This is a genomic window from Bradyrhizobium sp. (genome assembly GCF_019242285.1).
GTDB lineage: Bacteria > Pseudomonadota > Alphaproteobacteria > Rhizobiales > Xanthobacteraceae > Bradyrhizobium.
Genome location: NZ_JAFAVV010000504.1, coordinates 1 through 15,800, shown reverse-complemented (window position 1 = coordinate 15,800; position 15,800 = coordinate 1). Strand labels below are relative to the sequence as shown.

Annotated in this window: 12 protein-coding genes and 1 tRNA gene; 5 read left to right on the top strand and 8 right to left on the bottom strand. The window is 65.1% G+C overall.

Translation table 11 applies throughout. The features are described from left to right. Window positions 1-2 precede the first annotated feature (2 nt). Both gspG and JOY90_RS19870 read right to left on the bottom strand, forming a co-directional pair. Window positions 3-470 (bottom strand): type II secretion system major pseudopilin GspG, encoded by a 468-nt coding sequence (gene gspG, locus JOY90_RS19875; RefSeq protein ID WP_291692828.1) that lies wholly within the window; start codon window positions 468-470, stop codon window positions 3-5. Between the two features lie 40 nt (window positions 471-510). Next, window positions 511-1,722, bottom strand: coding sequence for a type II secretion system F family protein (locus JOY90_RS19870; protein ID WP_291692811.1), 1,212 nt, complete (start codon window positions 1,720-1,722; stop codon window positions 511-513). A gap of 287 nt (window positions 1,723-2,009) precedes the next feature. Here JOY90_RS19870 and gspD point away from each other — a divergent pair, with 287 nt between their 5' ends. From gspD to JOY90_RS19855, 3 genes are all read left to right on the top strand, one after another. After that, a complete protein-coding gene (gene gspD, locus JOY90_RS19865; RefSeq protein WP_291692810.1) occupies window positions 2,010-4,325 on the top strand; it encodes a type II secretion system secretin GspD in 2,316 nt (771 codons plus the stop codon). 46 nt (window positions 4,326-4,371) lie between these two features. Next, a complete protein-coding gene (locus JOY90_RS19860; protein WP_367276970.1) occupies window positions 4,372-4,836 on the top strand; it encodes a tetratricopeptide repeat protein in 465 nt (154 codons plus the stop codon). Window positions 4,837-5,655: 819 nt separating this feature from the next. Further along, on the top strand, window positions 5,656-5,871 hold the full coding sequence (locus JOY90_RS19855) for a hypothetical protein (RefSeq protein ID WP_291692808.1): 216 nt from the start codon (window positions 5,656-5,658) through the stop codon (window positions 5,869-5,871). A 619-nt stretch (window positions 5,872-6,490) separates the two neighbouring features. On the opposite strand, the gene JOY90_RS19850 is transcribed toward JOY90_RS19855, so the two are convergent. Continuing rightward, the gene (locus JOY90_RS19850; protein WP_291692807.1) at window positions 6,491-6,964 is read right to left on the bottom strand and encodes a type II toxin-antitoxin system RatA family toxin; all 474 of its coding nucleotides are present in this window, start codon (window positions 6,962-6,964) and stop codon (window positions 6,491-6,493) included. Between the two features lie 10 nt (window positions 6,965-6,974). Continuing rightward, window positions 6,975-7,934 (bottom strand): lipoyl synthase, encoded by a 960-nt coding sequence (lipA, locus tag JOY90_RS19845; protein WP_291692806.1) that lies wholly within the window; start codon window positions 7,932-7,934, stop codon window positions 6,975-6,977. A gap of 126 nt (window positions 7,935-8,060) precedes the next feature. Between lipA and JOY90_RS19840 the strand changes: the two genes are divergently transcribed. Continuing rightward, the gene (locus JOY90_RS19840; protein ID WP_291692805.1) at window positions 8,061-8,672 is read left to right on the top strand and encodes a DNA-3-methyladenine glycosylase; all 612 of its coding nucleotides are present in this window, start codon (window positions 8,061-8,063) and stop codon (window positions 8,670-8,672) included. Between the two features lie 17 nt (window positions 8,673-8,689). Here the strand turns inward: JOY90_RS19840 and JOY90_RS19835 are convergent, their stop codons facing one another. From JOY90_RS19835 to JOY90_RS19820, 4 genes are all read right to left on the bottom strand, one after another. Beyond that, window positions 8,690-11,539, bottom strand: a complete 2,850-nt coding sequence (locus JOY90_RS19835) for a valine--tRNA ligase (protein ID WP_291692804.1) — start codon at window positions 11,537-11,539, stop codon at window positions 8,690-8,692. Window positions 11,540-11,628: 89 nt separating this feature from the next. Next, complete coding sequence (locus tag JOY90_RS19830; protein ID WP_291692803.1) at window positions 11,629-12,357, bottom strand: PopZ family protein; 729 nt, start codon at window positions 12,355-12,357, stop codon at window positions 11,629-11,631. A gap of 361 nt (window positions 12,358-12,718) precedes the next feature. After that, a complete protein-coding gene (locus tag JOY90_RS19825) occupies window positions 12,719-14,125 on the bottom strand; it encodes a TolC family outer membrane protein (protein ID WP_291692802.1) in 1,407 nt (468 codons plus the stop codon). Between the two features lie 213 nt (window positions 14,126-14,338). Next, window positions 14,339-15,007: a protein-L-isoaspartate O-methyltransferase gene (locus JOY90_RS19820; RefSeq protein ID WP_291692801.1), complete on the bottom strand. Its 669-nt coding sequence runs from the start codon at window positions 15,005-15,007 to the stop codon at window positions 14,339-14,341. Between the two features lie 440 nt (window positions 15,008-15,447). On the opposite strand from JOY90_RS19820, the gene JOY90_RS19815 reads away from it, so the two are divergent. Continuing rightward, a tRNA-Asn gene (locus JOY90_RS19815) sits at window positions 15,448-15,522 on the top strand. Window positions 15,523-15,800 lie beyond the last annotated feature (278 nt).

Genomic DNA, 15,800 nt, shown 5'->3' with positions numbered 1-15,800 from the left:
GTTCATTCGTTCTTGGCGGTTGCCATGGTGTCGAGCGAGATATCGGCCGCCGTGCCGCTGCCACCTTCCTGGCCGTCGGAGCCGAGCGAGATGATGTCAAAGGCACCGTGTTCGCCCGGCGCACGGTAGACGTAAGCGTGGTTCCAGGGATCGCTCGGAACGTTGCCGCCTTTGAGATAGGGGCCGTTCCAGGCAGCCACGCCGGAAACGGGTCGAACCAGCGCGGCGAGCCCTTCGGCGGACGAGGGGTAGCGGCCGGCATCGAGATTGAACAGGTCGAGCGCGCTCGCAAAGCTCTGGATCTGGATCTTGGCCGCTTTCACGCGCGATTCACTGAGGTAGTTGAGCACACGCGGGCCGATCAATCCCATGATCAGGCCGATGATCGCGATCACCACCAGCATTTCAACCAGCGTGAAGCCTCCCTCGTGGCGTCGGCGCGACGTTCGACCGGTTCGGGAAGCGGGCATTGCGATGGAAGGCTGCTTCGACATGGCGACAAATCCCTGACTATCCGACGAGCTGGGTGACCGAAAGCAGGGCCGTCATGACTGAGACGATCAATCCGCCGACGACGGCACTGATAGCAATGATGGCAACGGGACCGACGACGGCCACGATCCGGTTGAGGCTGCGCTGCAGCTTCGCTTCGTAGAACTCGGCGACCCGGCCAGCCAATACGGCCAATTGCCCGGTCTCCTCGCCCAGCCGCAGCATGCGCAGCGCCATCGGCGGCAATGTGCTGGACGCCGACAGCGCCTCGGACAGCTTTCCACCATGGCGCACGCGATCAGCGGCGGCCGCCCAGGCGTCGAGAGGGCCTGTGCCGGCCATGATGTCGACCAGAATCCGCAAGGTCGTGGTCAGGTTGACGCCGCTGCCGAGCAGGACGCCGAGATTGCGGCAGAACAGGCTGGTCCGGTGGAACTGGAAGATGTTCCTGATGCCGGGGATGGTTGCGATCGCACCGACCATTGCCGCCCTCGCCTTCGCCTGGCGCAAGGTGAGCCAGAGCGTTCCGATCAAGGCCGCGCCTGTGAGCAGCAATATGGTACCGTTGGCGCGCATGAACTCCGACAAGCGAATGAAGACGATGAGCGCGGAGTCGGACCTGTTGCCGAAATCCTGCAGCACGGAAGAGAATTGCGGCAGCACGAACAGCAGGAAGAACAACATCACGCCGCAGGCCGCGATCAGCACGAACGCCGGATATTGCATGGCGTCGGTCAATTTGCGGCGCGTCTGCTCCGCGCGCACGCGCTCTTCGCCCAGCAGCTCCAGCACCTGGTCGAGCGTTCCCGATATCTCCCCGACTTTGACGAGAGCGACATACATCGGAGAGAACAACGTCGGATGGACCGCGATGGCCTCCGCCAGGCTCTCGCCGCCGTGAAGCGCGGCGCGCAGCTTGCCGACCACCGGACGCAACCGCCCGACATCGGCATCGCTCGCCAGCAATTCGAGCGCGTCATCGAGCCGGGCACCCGCCCTCAGGAGCAGCGCGAGATCGCGCGTGAAGGTCGTCACTTCCTCTCGGCTTGGCGCGCCAAACAGGCCCATTCCGCCGGAGCCAACAGCCGCCCGCCCCTCCTCCACGGTCTCGATCAGGAGCAGGCTCATATACTCGATACGGGCCGCCACCTCGCCGGCGCTGGCGGCAGTCAGCACGCCATGCACGATCTCGCCGCCTTGCGTCAGGGCCCGATAGCGGAAGTTTGGCACAATTCACCTCACCAGACGCCGGTGACGCAGCGGGCTCCGCCAAGGGCGCGGCTTAGGTCTGGCCGATAACCGCCGGAGACGTCGTTTATTGATCCGGAATGTGACATCAGTACGAAGCAAGCGGCCGAGCACGTCGGCCGGCAGGAATGACACACTCGGCAAGGGTCGCGCGGACAACCGGCCTTGCGAAACATTACTGTCATCTTTCCGGGCTACGGCAGGAACCTGCTGGGGTCGCTTTTCTTTTTGGCGGGGCGACCGTGTTCTGGAAGTTGGATCGGCGAAGTATGGCGCGTGTCGGCAATCAGAACCGGTCGCGCCTGGCGACCTGCAGTGCCGGAGCGATCCTCTCGGCATTCTGTCTGGGCTGCCTATTGCTGCTTGAGTCCTGCAATTCGATCACGACGGAGACCGCCGCCCCCGGCGACATCGACGTGCTCGACAAGGTGCGTTCGCTCGACATCCTGCCCCGGCAGACCTCGGGAGTGGGCTCGCCCCAGACCAACGCCGGGGCGCGGAGCCACGCCGCCGTGTATGAGGGCATGGAGATCACCGACGTCTCGGAGACCCGCGCCGACCCGGTGGCGACCGGCAATGGCTATGACCTGAACTTCGAGAACACCCCGATCGCGACCGTTGCCAAGGTGCTGCTCGGCGACATCCTGAAGACCGGCTACGCCATCGATCCGCGCGTGCAAGGCACCGTCAGCCTCGTCTCGGTGCGGCCGGTGCCGAAATCGGACATCCCGTTCGTGCTGGAGAGTGCGTTGCGGTTGAGCGGGGTGGTCCTGGTTCGGGATGGCGCCGGCTATCGCCTGACGCCGCTCGGCGATGCCGTCGGCACCGGCCGGGTGGATGCGGCCGCGGCAACGCCCGAGCCCGGCTATGGCGTCTCCGTGGTGCCGCTGCAATACGTATCGGCGGCGACCGTGCTGAAGCTGATGGATTCCTTTGCGACCCGGCCCGGCAGCATTCGGGCGGACCCGACGCGCAATGTCCTGCTGGTCCAGGGCACCGGCGCCGAGCGGCGAACGGCCGTCGACACCGTCATGAGCTTCGACGTCGACTGGATGCGCGGCCAATCCGTCGGCATCTATCCGCTCAGCAACAGCGCGCCGGAACCGATCATCGCCGAGCTCGAGAAGGTCATGGATTCCGGCGAAGGCGGCCTCAGCCAGAGCGTCGTCAAGTTCCAGGTCGTGAGCCGGCTCAATGCCATCATGGTCGTCAGCCGCAAGCCGGCGCTGCTGCGCACGGCGGCGACCTGGATCAAGCGGCTCGATCGCGAGGACACGACGCGCAACAGCGTTCACGTCTACCGGGTCAAATATGGCGAGGCGCGCCAGATCGCGCGCGTGCTCTCCGACATGTTCGTGGGCGGTTCGGCCTCGCTCGACAGCGCCGACAATCAGTTGGCGCCCGGCTCCGGACTGTCCTCGACATCGAGCATGGACCGGCTTTCCGCGAACGGCGGTGCACCCTCGCAGGCAGGCGGATTCGCCAACCGCACGGCGTCGGCGACCGGCGGAACGCCGTCCGGGTTTGGTCAATCGCAGAGCCAGCCGCCCGCGGCCGGCAATCCGCCGACCGGCGGCGCGCTCGACAACCGCAGCACGACGGCCAGCAACGGACAGCCGTTGATGCAGGGCGTGCGGATCACGCCCGACGCGGTCAACAACACGCTGCTGATCTATGCCGACCAGGGCAACTACCGGATCATCGAAAACACGCTGCAGCAGATCGACCAGCCGCCGTTGCAGGTCGCGATCGACGCCACCATCGCGGAAGTGACGCTCACCAACGAGCTGAGCTATGGCGTGCAGACCTTCCTGACCAGCAAGAACCTCGGCCTGAAGCCGGACACCGGCTCGATCATGAACACCCAGGCGACGCAGGCCCCGGTGGCGGCCACCGCGGGCACGGTGGCCGGCGCCTTCATCAACCGTGCCTTCCCCGGCTTCAATTTCCTGGTCGGCTCGGAAGCACAGCCCAGCGCCATTCTCGATGCGCTGCATTCGGTTACCAGCGTCAAGGTGCTGTCCAACCCGTCGCTGGTCGTGATCAACAATCAGGTCGCGACACTGCAGGTCGGCGATGTCGTGCCGGTCTCGACCGGCAGCGCCACCGTGCTCACCACGTCCAACACGGTCGTCAACACGATCGACTATCGCAATACGGGTATCATCCTGCACGTCGTGCCGCGCATCAACGTCAATGGCAACGTCACGCTCGACGTCGAGCAGGAGATCTCCTCGGTCTCGCCGACGTCGTCCTCGGCGTTGACGCCGACCGTTTCGGAACGCCGCGTCAAGAGCACCATTTCGGTGGCGGGCGGCCAGACGGTGCTGCTGGCGGGCCTGATCAAGGAACAGCAGAGCGGAACGCGCAACGGTATCCCGCTGCTCGATGAAATCCGGGGCCTGGGCGACGCCTTCTCGCACCAGGACAAGACCGGAACCCGCACCGAGCTGATCATCTTCATCCGCCCGCAAATCATCCGCACCGGCAACGACGCGCGGCAGATTGCGGAAGAGTTGCGGTCGAAGCTGCGCGGCAGCGTGGGAGCGAGCACCGATGATTTGCGCGTTCACACCATGCGCTGACCGCGTCGTGCCGAGGTCGCGCCCACTGCGCGTTGCCGCAGCCGCCGTGATTGCCATCTGCGTGATCGCATCGCGTCCGGCACTGGCCGACGGTCTGGCGCGCGCCAGTGCAGCCTATGCCAGGGGCGACTATGTTCTTGCTGTCAACGTGCTGACGCCGTTGGCGCTGCGCGGCAATGCGAACGCCCAGGCGATGCTCGGTTTCATGTACGAAAATGGATTCGGCGCGCCGCAGGCCTACGTTGCGGCTGCCGACCTCTACATTCAGGCTGCAATTCGCGGCAATCCGTTCGGCCAGGCCATGCTCGGACTGATGTACGACAAGGGCCACGGCGTGCCGCAGGATTTCGTGCTCGCCTACAAGTGGCTGGATCTGGCCGCTGCTCGCGCACCGAAGGCGGAACGCGACTACTTCCTTCGCCTTCGCAATGCGGTCGCGTCCAAGATGTCGCCTGCACAGATCGCGGACGGACAGCGGCTCGCCCTGCTGTGGGCTCCCGGGCGGCCTTAGTCGACTCGTCGACCTTGGCCGCCTGGTCATTTTCGCGAGCAATGCCCTCGTTCCGCTTCGATCGTGATCCTCGCTGAATCCTCTTGGATTCGTGAGGGCGTCGGAATGCGAGCGGTAGCAATTCCCGCATTCGTCATCCGGGTGTCAATCGGTCGCAATACACCCTAGCGCAATCTGCGGCGCCGGCGCCGCATGGAAGTGAAGGGCCGCCGCCGACCGGCCCTTTCGGTGTCGCATTGACATGCTCAGTGAGCCGATCGGCAAATCAACCAAGTTCGTCCCATGAAAATGTCCGACCTCACCTGCCCGTCCTGCTCCGCATCCTATGAAGTGGCCGAATCGATCTCGGCAAAGGGAAACCCGGGACACGCGCAATGCGCCATCTGCGGCGCCATGCTGGCGTCCTGGCAAGACTCGAAATTGCGTGCATATCGGCTCGTTCTCGCGCCCGAGCACAAGTATTCGAGCGTGCCGGTGCCGCCATCGCCCGGCTGCTGAGGCAACGGCGCCCCCGGGTCTCCATGAGCCGGACGATCGGATGGTCTCGTCACGAGAGCGATCGGCCGGCGTCCCTGCGACGCGCAGAGGCGACGTTTCGCCGTCTTGTGGTCAAGTTTGAAACGGATTCCGGCGGCATGTTCGCTGCCGGGTGGCGTGACTCCGCAACGGCGTTGCGCCGCTTATTTGGTCCAGCGATTGGCGCAAATTAGTTTCTAAGAGTTTGGCGTTGCGAGGAAGACTTCCTGGTTTGCGCATCGGCGCCGTCGATCCCGATTCCGCTGAGCGCGCGTGATGAAATTCGCCGCACTCGCGCTCGCCATGATGGGGTTCGCGATCGGCACGGTCTTTCGGTTGAGAATGCTCCTGCCGATCCTCGTGCTGCTGCTTCTTCTGTCGATCCTGTTTGCTTTGGCCGGCGGTTTTTCCTTCTTTCAGGCGGTGCTGCTGGTGGTCGCGGTACAAGCCATCGTTCAAAGCGGATATTTTGCCGGCCTGGTCGCGCGGGCCGTTCTGGCCGGCATCCTGCGGGAGTGAATGGCGAGCGCTGGGCCGGCAGCCGACCTGCCTTTCTTGATCACGCGTTTGCGTCAGTTCTCACGTGCTCGATCTTGACATGACGGCTCGGCAGGCGGCCAACGCTGCGCTGATGGCGGACGAAACCGCAAGACCCAGGATGCCGAACGGCCCACGCTTTGGAGGTCGATCGGTCGTGGCGTTGGCATTGGCGAGGAGATACTCGACGCCGGAAAACCCGGCGTGATCGAACATGGCGTATCGGCGAACTCTGGCTCTGTGGCTTCTTCCGCTCCGAGCGCGCATCCGTCACCCGACGATCGAGTACCCTAGTTCATCTCTGTCCCAACCCGCTGTTCCAGGAGGTCGCGCAAGTGCGGCCCCATGCTGAACGCATCTCAGCGTCGCATTATTTTAGGATTGAAATTATGACGTCCGCAATACAACCAACCAGTTGAAACAACGTCATTCAGCGTCATGTCGCCGTCGAATCCGCGAACCCGGCCTCCGCTCGCGCAGGAGTAGCGGCACGGCCCTTTCCTCTGCGCCGCGGCCGCCTTGCAGCGGCAGGAAATCCGGCATGCGGCATTTCCGAAAGCTGAGTTGGCCGGTGGGCGGCCTCAGAAGGCGGGCGGCGAAATCAGGACGACGGCTGGTCCTGCTTCTTGCCGTACACCTGGTCGGCGCGTTTCTCGAACGCTGCGGAGAAGCGCGCAAAGGCGGTGTCGAACATCGACCCCATCAGCATCGCCAGCATCCGGCTCTTGAACTCGTAGGCAATGTGGAAGCCGACGTCGCAGGCGTCCTCGCCTTTGTCCTCGAAGGTCCAGCGGTTCTCCAGGTTGCTGAACGGCCCCTTCAGGTAGCGCACCAGGATGTTCAGGTTGGGACGGTCGAGCGTCACCTCGCTGGTGAAGGTTTCCTTGACCAGCTTGAACGACACCGTCATGTCGGCGACGATGACCTCGGTGCCGTCCGGCCGAGGCGCGCGCTGGCGCACCTTCAGCGACTGGCACAGCGGCACGAATTCGGGATAGCGCTCGACATCGGCGACGAGGTCGAACATCTCGGAGGCGCGGTGCTGGACTCGCCGCTTGTTGGAAAAGCTCGGCATCGTCGCAATGCTAGCGGGAAATCGCCGCGCGCGCCGCCTTCAGCCTGGCGAAATCGTCGCCGGCATGATGCGACGAGCGGGTCAGGGGGCTCGCCGACACCATCAGGAATCCCTTGGTGTAGGCGACCTTCTCGTAGGCAGCGAACTCGTCCGGCGTCACGTAGCGCATCACGGCGTGATGCTTGCGGGTCGGCTGCAGGTACTGGCCGATGGTGAGGAAGTCGACCTCCGCCGAGCGCAGGTCGTCCATCACCTGCAGCACCTCGTGGCGCTCCTCGCCGAGCCCGACCATGATGCCGGATTTGGTGAAGATGGCCGGGTCGATCTCCTTCACCCGCTGCAGCAGCCGGATGGAATGGAAATAGCGTGCGCCCGGCCGCACCGAGAGATAGCGCGACGGCACGGTTTCCAAATTGTGGTTGAAGACGTCGGGCCTTGCGGCGGCCACCACCTCGAGCGCGCCGTCCTTGCGCAGGAAGTCCGGGGTGAGAATCTCGATCGTGGTCTGTGGGCAGCGGGCGCGGATCGCGCGCACGGTTTCCGCGAAATGCTCGGCGCCGCCATCGGCGAGATCGTCGCGGTCGACCGAGGTGACCACGACATGGGCAAGGCCGAGCTTGAAGGTCGCCTCCGCGACGTGGTCGGGCTCGGCGGGATCGAGCGCGCCGGGCAGTCCGGTCCTGACGTTGCAGAAGGCGCAGGCACGGGTGCAGGTGTCGCCCATGATCATGAAGGTCGCGTGCTTCTTGTCCCAGCACTCACCGATATTCGGGCAGCCCGCCTCCTCGCATACCGTGACCAGCCCGTTCTCGCGGACGATGTTGCGGGTGTCGGCAAAGCCGCGCGTGGTCGGTGCGCGCACGCGGATCCAGCCGGGTTTCGCCGGCGACACGGCATCGGGCCGATTGACCTTCTCGGGATGACGCGGACGCAGCGGCGTCTGGGAAATAGTGTCGATGACGGTGACCATGGAGGATCCCTTTGCCCCTAGGTAATCCCCGGGGCGGTGACAAGCAACCCGGCGCCCAGCCGGGCTGGCGAAAGCAGCCGGATACGGGCAGATTTGCCCCCTGTTTCCGCGCGATTCCTCCCCGGCATGGCCTCCACTCCAAAATCCGGCGACACGGCCGCCCCTGCTCTCGGCAAGCGGCTGAAGCGCGCCTTTTTCGCCCGCAGCGTGCACGAGGTCGCACCCGATCTGATCGGCGTGACGCTGTTGTTCAATGGGGTCGGCGGCACCATCGTCGAGGTCGAGGCCTATCATCACACCGACCCGGCCGCCCATTCCTACCGCGGACCGACGCCGCGCAACCGGGTGATGTTCGGCCCGCCGGGTTTTGCCTATGTCTACCGCTCCTACGGCATCCATTGGTGTGTGAACTTCGTCTGCGAGGCGGAGGGCTCGGCGAGCGCGGTCCTGATCCGGGCCTTGGAGCCGACCGATGGTCTCGCCGCGATGCGCCGCCGCCGCGGGCTCACGGAGGAGCGCGCGCTGTGCTCGGGTCCCGGAAAATTGACCGAGGCGCTCGGCATCACCCACGCGCACAACGCGCTCGCGCTGGATGAGGCGCCGTTCGCGCTGCATGCGCGGCGGAGCGAGGTGGTCGTGGTCTCCGGCCTGCGCATCGGCCTTACCAAGGCCGTCGACCTGCCCTGGCGCTACGGCTTGAAGGGCTCGCGGTTTCTCAGCAAGCCGTTTCCGGCCTGAGTCCCGCGCGGCGGCGATCAGGATGCGTCCTTCAGCCGCTCCCGCGCTTCGAGGATTTTCTCCTTGCGCGCCACCGCGACCTCGCGCTTTTCCTTCTCCTCCTCGACGACATCTTCGGGCGCGTTGGCGACGAACTTCTCGTTCGCAAGCTTGGCATCGACCCGCTTGATGTCGGCGTCGGCCTTGGCGATCTCCTTGTCGAGCCGGGCGCGCTCGGCGGCGAGATCGATCACGCCCTTGAGCGGCAGGGCCGCGACCTCGCCACGCACCAGGAGCTGTACCGCTCCCTCCGGCGCGCGATCGGCGAAGGAGATGTCCGACAACCGTGCCATGCGCCGGATCACCTCGCTCCAGCGTGGCGCGCGCTCCCTGGTTTCCTCCGAGGCGCCGGCGAGCACCAGGGCCGTCAATGTCGCCGGCGGGATGTTCATCTCGGCGCGCACCGAGCGAACCGCGGTGATGAGATCGATTACCCAGCCGATCTCGGCCTCGGCCGAGAAATCGGCGAAGTTCGCTGCATAGGTCAAGAGCACGTCGGGGACCTGCGCATCCCGGGACATCGCCGCGACGTCGAGCGGCAGCGCGCCCGGCTCGACCGACCATGGCGACAGCGCCAGCAGCGTGTCGCGCCGGCCGGTGACCTCCCAGAGCTCCTCGGTGATGAAGGGCATGAACGGATGCAGGAGCTTCAGGATCTCATCGCGCGCCCAGGCGACCATGGCCCGGGTCTCGGCCTTCGCCGGGCCGTCGGCCCCGGTCAGCGCGGGCTTGGCCAGCTCGACATACCAATCGCAATAGACGTTCCAGACGAATCGGTACATCGCGTTCGCCGCGTCGTTGAAGCGATAGGCTTCCAGGGCTTCGTTGACCTCGCGCATGGCACGCGCGGTCTCGTGCGCGATCCAGCGGTTCAGCGTCTCCTTCGCGTTCGCCGGCTCGAAGTCCTCCGCCACCGCGCAATCGTTCATCTCGGCGAAGCGGCAGGCGTTCCAGAGTTTCGTTGCGAAATTACGGTTGGTCTCGACGAGCTGCGGCGACAGCTTGATGTCGTGGCCCTGCGCCGCACCGCGCGCCAGTGCAAAGCGCAGCGCATCCGCGCCATACTCGTCGATCACGCCGAGCGGGTCGATGACGTTGCCCTTCGACTTCGACATCTTGGCGCCCTTCTCGTCGCGGACGAGCCGGTGGATGTAGACGGTCGAGAACGGCGCCTCCTTCATGAAATGCAGGCCCATCATCATCATCCGCGCCACCCAGAAGAAGATGATGTCGAAGCCGGTGACCAGCACGTCGGTCGGGTAGTAGCGCTTCACCTCCGGCGTGTCGGCGGGCCAGCCCAGCGTCGAGAACGGCCACAGCGCCGACGAGAACCAGGTGTCGAGCACGTCCTCGTCACGGGTGATGAAGCCTTCGCGCTTGTTGCGGTCGAGCGCCATCTCCCGCCCCTGCTCGGACGTGATGACCTCCTGCTCGACATAGTAGCCGAGCGCGTGGCTGATCGCCTCCTCCTCGGTCTCGGCGACGAACACCCTGCCGTCGGGCCCATACCAGGCCGGGATCTGGTGACCCCACCAGAGCTGTCGCGAGATGCACCAGGGCTGGATGTTCTCCATCCACTCGAAATAGGTCCTCTCCCAGTTCTGCGGCACGAACCGTGTGCGGCCCGAGCGCACCGCCGCGATCGCGGGCTGCGCCAGCGTCTTGGCGTCGACATACCACTGGTCGGTCAGGAATGGCTCGATCACGACGCCGGAGCGGTCGCCGTGCGGCACCATGTGCGTGTTCGGCTCGATCCGTTCGAGGAAGCCGAAATCCTGCAGCCGCTCGACAATGCGCTTGCGCGCAGCGAAGCGCTCGACGCCATGAAATTCCCGCGCGAACTCCGCCGATCCCTCGGGCAGACCGCGCAGATAGTCCTCGTTGTCGACGAGCGCGAGGTGGCCCTCCTTGTCGAGCACATTGATCTGCGGCAGGTCGTGGCGCCTGCCGACTTCGAAATCGTTGAAGTCGTGCGCCGGCGTGATCTTGACCGCGCCGGTGCCTTTCTCCGGATCGGAATAGGCGTCGGCAACGATCGGGATCTCGCGCCCGACCAGCGGCAGCACCACGCGCTTGCCGACCAGAGGCCGATAGCGCTCGTCGTCGGGATGCACCGCGACCGCGGTGTCGCCGAGCATGGTCTCGGGGCGCGTGGTCGCGACCACGATGAAGCTCTTGGGATCGTCCGGGCTGAACGTCTTGCCTTCGATCGGATAGCGCAGGTACCAGAGGCTGCCCTTGATCTCGACCTGCTGCACTTCGAGATCGGAGATCGCGGTGAGCAGCTTCGGGTCCCAGTTGACCAGCCGCTTGTCCTTGTAGATCAGCCCGTCGCGATAGAGCTCGACGAACACCTTGACGACCGCGCGCGACAGCCCCTCGTCCATGGTGAAACGTTCGCGCGACCAGTCGCAGGACGCGCCGAGCCGCTTGAGCTGGTTGATGATGACGCCGCCGCTCTCGTCCTTCCATTGCCAGACGCGCTCGAGGAATTTCTCGCGGCCCATGGCGCGGCGGCCGGGCTGCTGGCGCTCCATCAATTGCCGCTCGACCACCATCTGGGTCGCAATGCCGGCATGATCGGTGCCGGGCTGCCAGAGCACGTCGCGGCCGCGCATGCGCTCGAAGCGGCACAGAATGTCCTGCAACGTGTTGTTGAGGGCGTGGCCCATGTGCAGCGAGCCCGTCACGTTCGGCGGCGGGATCACGATGGTGAAAGGTTTGGCGTCGCGGCGGTCGGGGCGGCCGGCGCGGAACGCGCGGGCATCCTCCCAGACCAGGGACATGCGGCCTTCGATATCGGCGGGCTGGTAGTTTTTCTCGATCATGGCGGCAACCGGCGGTGTGACCGGGCTAGAAAGCCGCCATGGCGCGGCAAGTCAACACGCAAAGCGCGCCGAACGGGACGCACGCTGCCCTATCGCCCGCGGGAAACCCGCTCGATCTCGGCCTTGACGATGCGTTCCACGAGCCCGGGAAGGTTGTCGTCGAGCCAGGATTTCAGCATCGGGCGCAGCATCTCCTTCACGAGGTCCTCGAGCGTGCGCGCATTGTTGCTGAGCACGGTGTGGGCGAGCGCGTTGAAGGCGGATTCGACGGCGGACACGGTGGACTGCGACAGGATCGGCTGCGACGGCGGGGCCGACGCGAAGGAGGGCGGATCATAGGCCGGCTGCCGGTTGATGGCCCGGCTCGCCGCGGATTCGGTGAACTCGAGATCGTCCTCCGGCTCGATCTTCTGGAACGGCGCCGGCTGTGGGGGCGGCGGGCTCGGCACCGCCATTGCGTCGGTCAGTTCCAGCACCTCGACATCGGAGGAAGCCGCTCGAATCTCCTCCGGCGATGTGGCTTCATCGAGGCCGGACAGCAGCGCATCGATGTCGTCCTGGTTGTTGCTGGCTGCCGGTGGCGGGGGCGCAGGCTTGGCAGCGACAGGCGGCGGCGGGGCAGCCTTCGGCGCCGCGCTATCGTTCATCGCGGCAGGCCTCGGGGGCGGCGCACTGGCCGCCGGCTTCACCGGTGCAGGCGGCGCCGCGGCAGGCTTCTCGATGGCAGGCGGCTTGGCTTCGTCGTCGGCGATGATGCGCCGGATCGACGCCAGAATCTCCTCCATCGAGGGTTCTTGGACCTTTGCAGGCTGCGTCATCTGCGACTCCACATCATCAACGCCCTCGCATGCGTGTTTCTACACCAAGCCCGACGGGATTCGCTGGTTCAGGACGTGAGCGGGAGGCGATTTTCACCGCACACGCATAACTTGTCCCCAGATCAAGCACCGCCCGAGCCCATCCCCGTCCAGGGCAGACCAGTCGTCGTCTCGATGACGGAATTGCCGGTTGCGATGCGAATCGCCCTGCTGCCTCGGATGAGGCTATGTCATGGCAACATTTGATTGCAAGCAGAGCGCTGCCGTCGCGGACGTCGTCCGCGGCCCACCCCGACAACGCAAAGACGTTGCGCGCCGCAACGCGCGCGACGATCGGACGAGCGTGGGCGAAGCAGCCCCGTCAGTGCCCGTCGGGCGTACGGACGCCGACCCAGGCGTCGCGAACCTGCTGATAGTGCACGCTCGGATCGTAGGTCGGCGTGGACAGCCCCAGCACCTGCGGCGACAGCCGCCCGATCGAACTCAGCACGGCATAGGATGCAACCACGCGGTCATGCTGCGCCGTCACCAAGGCGACGCGGGCATTGACCAGCGCCTGCTGGGCGTTGAGCACGTCGAGCGTCGTGCGCTGTCCGGCCTTGGCTTCCTCGCGCACGCCATTGAGCGCGATCTCCGAGGCCTGGACCTGCGACTGCGCGGACGCCACCTGCGCCTTGCCGGCGGTGAGCTGGCCCCAAGCCGTCACCGTGTTCGCCCGGGTCTGATCGCGGGTCGTCTCGAGATTGAGGCGCTGCTGTTGCAGGTTCTCCTTGGACTGACGGATCAGCGAGTACTCGGCGCCGCCCTGATAGATCGGAACCGAAGCCTGCACGACGGCCGCGGCCGTGAACGACTTCTGAATCGTGAGCTGCTGCTCGTAGGCCTCCGTCGCCGAGGCCTGCAAGGAGACGGTCGGCAGCAGCGCGCCCTCGTTGATCTTGACCTGCAGGTAGTTGACGTCGATGCCGAACATCGCCGCGGTGACGTTCGGATTCTCGATCAGGCTGAGCTCGACGGCGGCCGGCAGCGTGCCGGGCAGGAACCGATCGACCGGCGAGCCGGGCGCAAGGCTCGCGGGCTCGTTGCCGATGATGCGACGGAAATTGGACCGCGTCGTCGTCAGGTTCGATTCGGCCGTGAGCTGCTGAGTGCGGCCGGCGGCGAGCGAGGCTTCCGATTGCGCGACGTCGGTGCGCGTCACCTCGCCGACATTGAAGCGGTCGCGTGTCTGCTTCAGCGTTTGCTCGAGCACGCGGGTATTGCTGCGCTGGACCTCCACGATCGCGGAATCGCGCAGATAGTCCATGTAGATGGTGGCGGCGTTGAGCAGAACCGTCTGCTCCAGCACACGCAAGGCCTCGCGGGAGCCCGAAACCTGGCTCTCGGCGGCGCGGGTCTTGTTGGCGGTCTGGTTGCCGTTGAACAGGGTCTGCGTCGCGGTGATGCCGACGCTGCGCGGCGGGTTGGTGCCGTGAAGCTCGGTTCGGACCAGCCGATTCGCATCACCACCCGAGGTCAGCAGTTCATCGGTGTACTGATAGCCGGCGCTGGCGGTGAGCGCGACCTTGGGCCGATAACCCGACAGGGCCTGCGGGACGTTCTCGTCGGTCGACCGCACCTGGGCCCGCTGCGCGTTGAGCTGCGGGTTGTTCTGATAGGCCCGCACCAGCGCAGCCTCGATGGTGTCTGCCAGGGCAGGCATCGGGCCCCCAAGCGCCATCAGAAGGACCACCGCCGAAGCCGTGGTGAAGACCTTCACCCCATACATCCCTGTTATTCCATTTCATTCTCGTGACCCGGCTCGCGAACGAACCGGGACTCGCTTCATCCAGGTTCAGCGCCCCACTGAACCATATGCTCGGCCCCAGCGCTACGGAACCACCCGCGAGCGAAAAGGCAGTGGAAACTCCACACGTGCAGCTTCCCGGCCACACTTCTGATTCAAAACGAGATTTTAACAGCCACCCAAAAGCAACCACTCCTAAAAAACGAATGACGGCAACCGTTCCAGACCAGGCAGAACGGGGGCTGCCGCATCAAATAGCGCCCTGTCGCCGAATTCATCACCATGCGAACGCGTCACGATCATGGCGCGGGCCGGGCGGCTCTGGGCGAACACCCCCAGTAGCCGGCCGCCATCGCCTTTTAGCTGGCCACAGAGCTTTTCGGGCACCACCTCCGTGGCGCCATTGAGCAGAATGACGTCATAAGGAGCGCCGGCCGAATCGCCCTCGGCAGCGGGAGCCACCTTGAGCGTCACGTTGGTCAGCCCCAACTGCGACAATACCTTGTTACCTGTCTCCACCAGGGCGGCGTCGCTCTCCGTCGCCGTGACCTTGGCCGCCAGTCTGGCCGCCAGCGCCGCCGCATAGCCGGTGGCACAGCCCACCACCAGGACGTGATCGGTGCCGGCGATTTCCGCGGCCTGCAGCAGCTGCGCGGTCAACACCGGCTTGACCAGGAACCGGCCGGGCGCGCCGGATCCGACATCGAGATCCAGATCGAGATAGGCCAAGGCGCGCTTGTCGTCGGGCACGAATGCCTCGCGCGGCAGCGTCAGCATCGCCTCGAGAATCCGGGAATCGGTGACATCGCGCGTGCGCACCTGGCCATCGACCATTTTTTGGCGCGCGGTCGAAAAACCGGACATGGGTGAACCTGCCAGAGATGAAGCGGACATGAGATCAACGGACTTGGGTTGGCCCGCGAGGAAACGAAGGCGCGCCATCTTTGGAACAAGCCCCAGTAAAACGCAACTCGCCGGACCGTGCCCGCGGAATGGCATCGCGCCCGCCGATCGACGGCATGCAGCGTCGAATCTGGCCCACTGGCCTGGTCGTCATTCACGCCGGAAGACATATGCGTGCGAGGTGCGGCAACGGATCGGAACTCCAACTCCGCGGCGGCCGCGCCCCACTTCCCGGATCCACATTCGGCGACCTTCCTTCGCTGCCAGAACGGCCGGCAATGTGCTGTCCGCCAAGGTCTTTCCCACCTGCCCGAGACTTGCCGGAAAGCTCGATTTCGTCCTATGCAAGCGCAGGCGGCTTTGTTATACGCTGCCTCCGCGCGAACCTCTGTTTCGCTCATTCCTCGGTAGCTCAGCGGTAGAGCATTCGACTGTTAATCGAATGGTCGCTGGTTCGAATCCAGCCCGGGGAGCCATTTGCTTTGGGCACTGATGAGAACAGACGCGCACTGACGCGCACTCATCCCTCTCGAATAACTAAACAATTCCTGCAATCGAAACCACCCGCCGCGCGATCGGAGCGGGACTGGCAGGACCGGGGCGCGTGGGTAGCGCGTGGGTACAGACGCAGGTATTGTCCTTTTTGCGAATTCTGGTTTCCGGCAATACCCACTTTCCAAATCCTGACCATTTCGAGGAAAATCGGATGCCCAAAGACAAGCTAAACGACAAGCAATTGAAGGCCGCCAAGCCG

Excerpts from the sequence above, each read along its gene's own strand:
- lipA (WP_291692806.1), bottom strand. The coding sequence starts at position 7,934 with ATGGTCACCGTCATCGACACTATTTCCCAGACGCCGCTGCGTCCGCGT.
- JOY90_RS19825 (WP_291692802.1), bottom strand. The coding sequence starts at position 14,125 with ATGTATGGGGTGAAGGTCTTCACCACGGCTTCGGCGGTGGTCCTTCTG.
- gspD (WP_291692810.1), top strand. The coding sequence starts at position 2,010 with ATGGCGCGTGTCGGCAATCAGAACCGGTCGCGCCTGGCGACCTGCAGT.
- JOY90_RS19820 (WP_291692801.1), bottom strand. The coding sequence starts at position 15,007 with ATGTCCGGTTTTTCGACCGCGCGCCAAAAAATGGTCGATGGCCAGGTG.
- JOY90_RS19855 (WP_291692808.1), top strand. The coding sequence starts at position 5,656 with ATGATGGGGTTCGCGATCGGCACGGTCTTTCGGTTGAGAATGCTCCTG.
- gspG (WP_291692828.1), bottom strand. The coding sequence starts at position 470 with ATGCCCGCTTCCCGAACCGGTCGAACGTCGCGCCGACGCCACGAGGGA.
- JOY90_RS19830 (WP_291692803.1), bottom strand. The coding sequence starts at position 12,357 with ATGACGCAGCCTGCAAAGGTCCAAGAACCCTCGATGGAGGAGATTCTG.
- JOY90_RS19840 (WP_291692805.1), top strand. The coding sequence starts at position 8,061 with ATGGCCTCCACTCCAAAATCCGGCGACACGGCCGCCCCTGCTCTCGGC.
- JOY90_RS19850 (WP_291692807.1), bottom strand. The coding sequence starts at position 6,964 with ATGCCGAGCTTTTCCAACAAGCGGCGAGTCCAGCACCGCGCCTCCGAG.
- JOY90_RS19835 (WP_291692804.1), bottom strand. The coding sequence starts at position 11,539 with ATGATCGAGAAAAACTACCAGCCCGCCGATATCGAAGGCCGCATGTCC.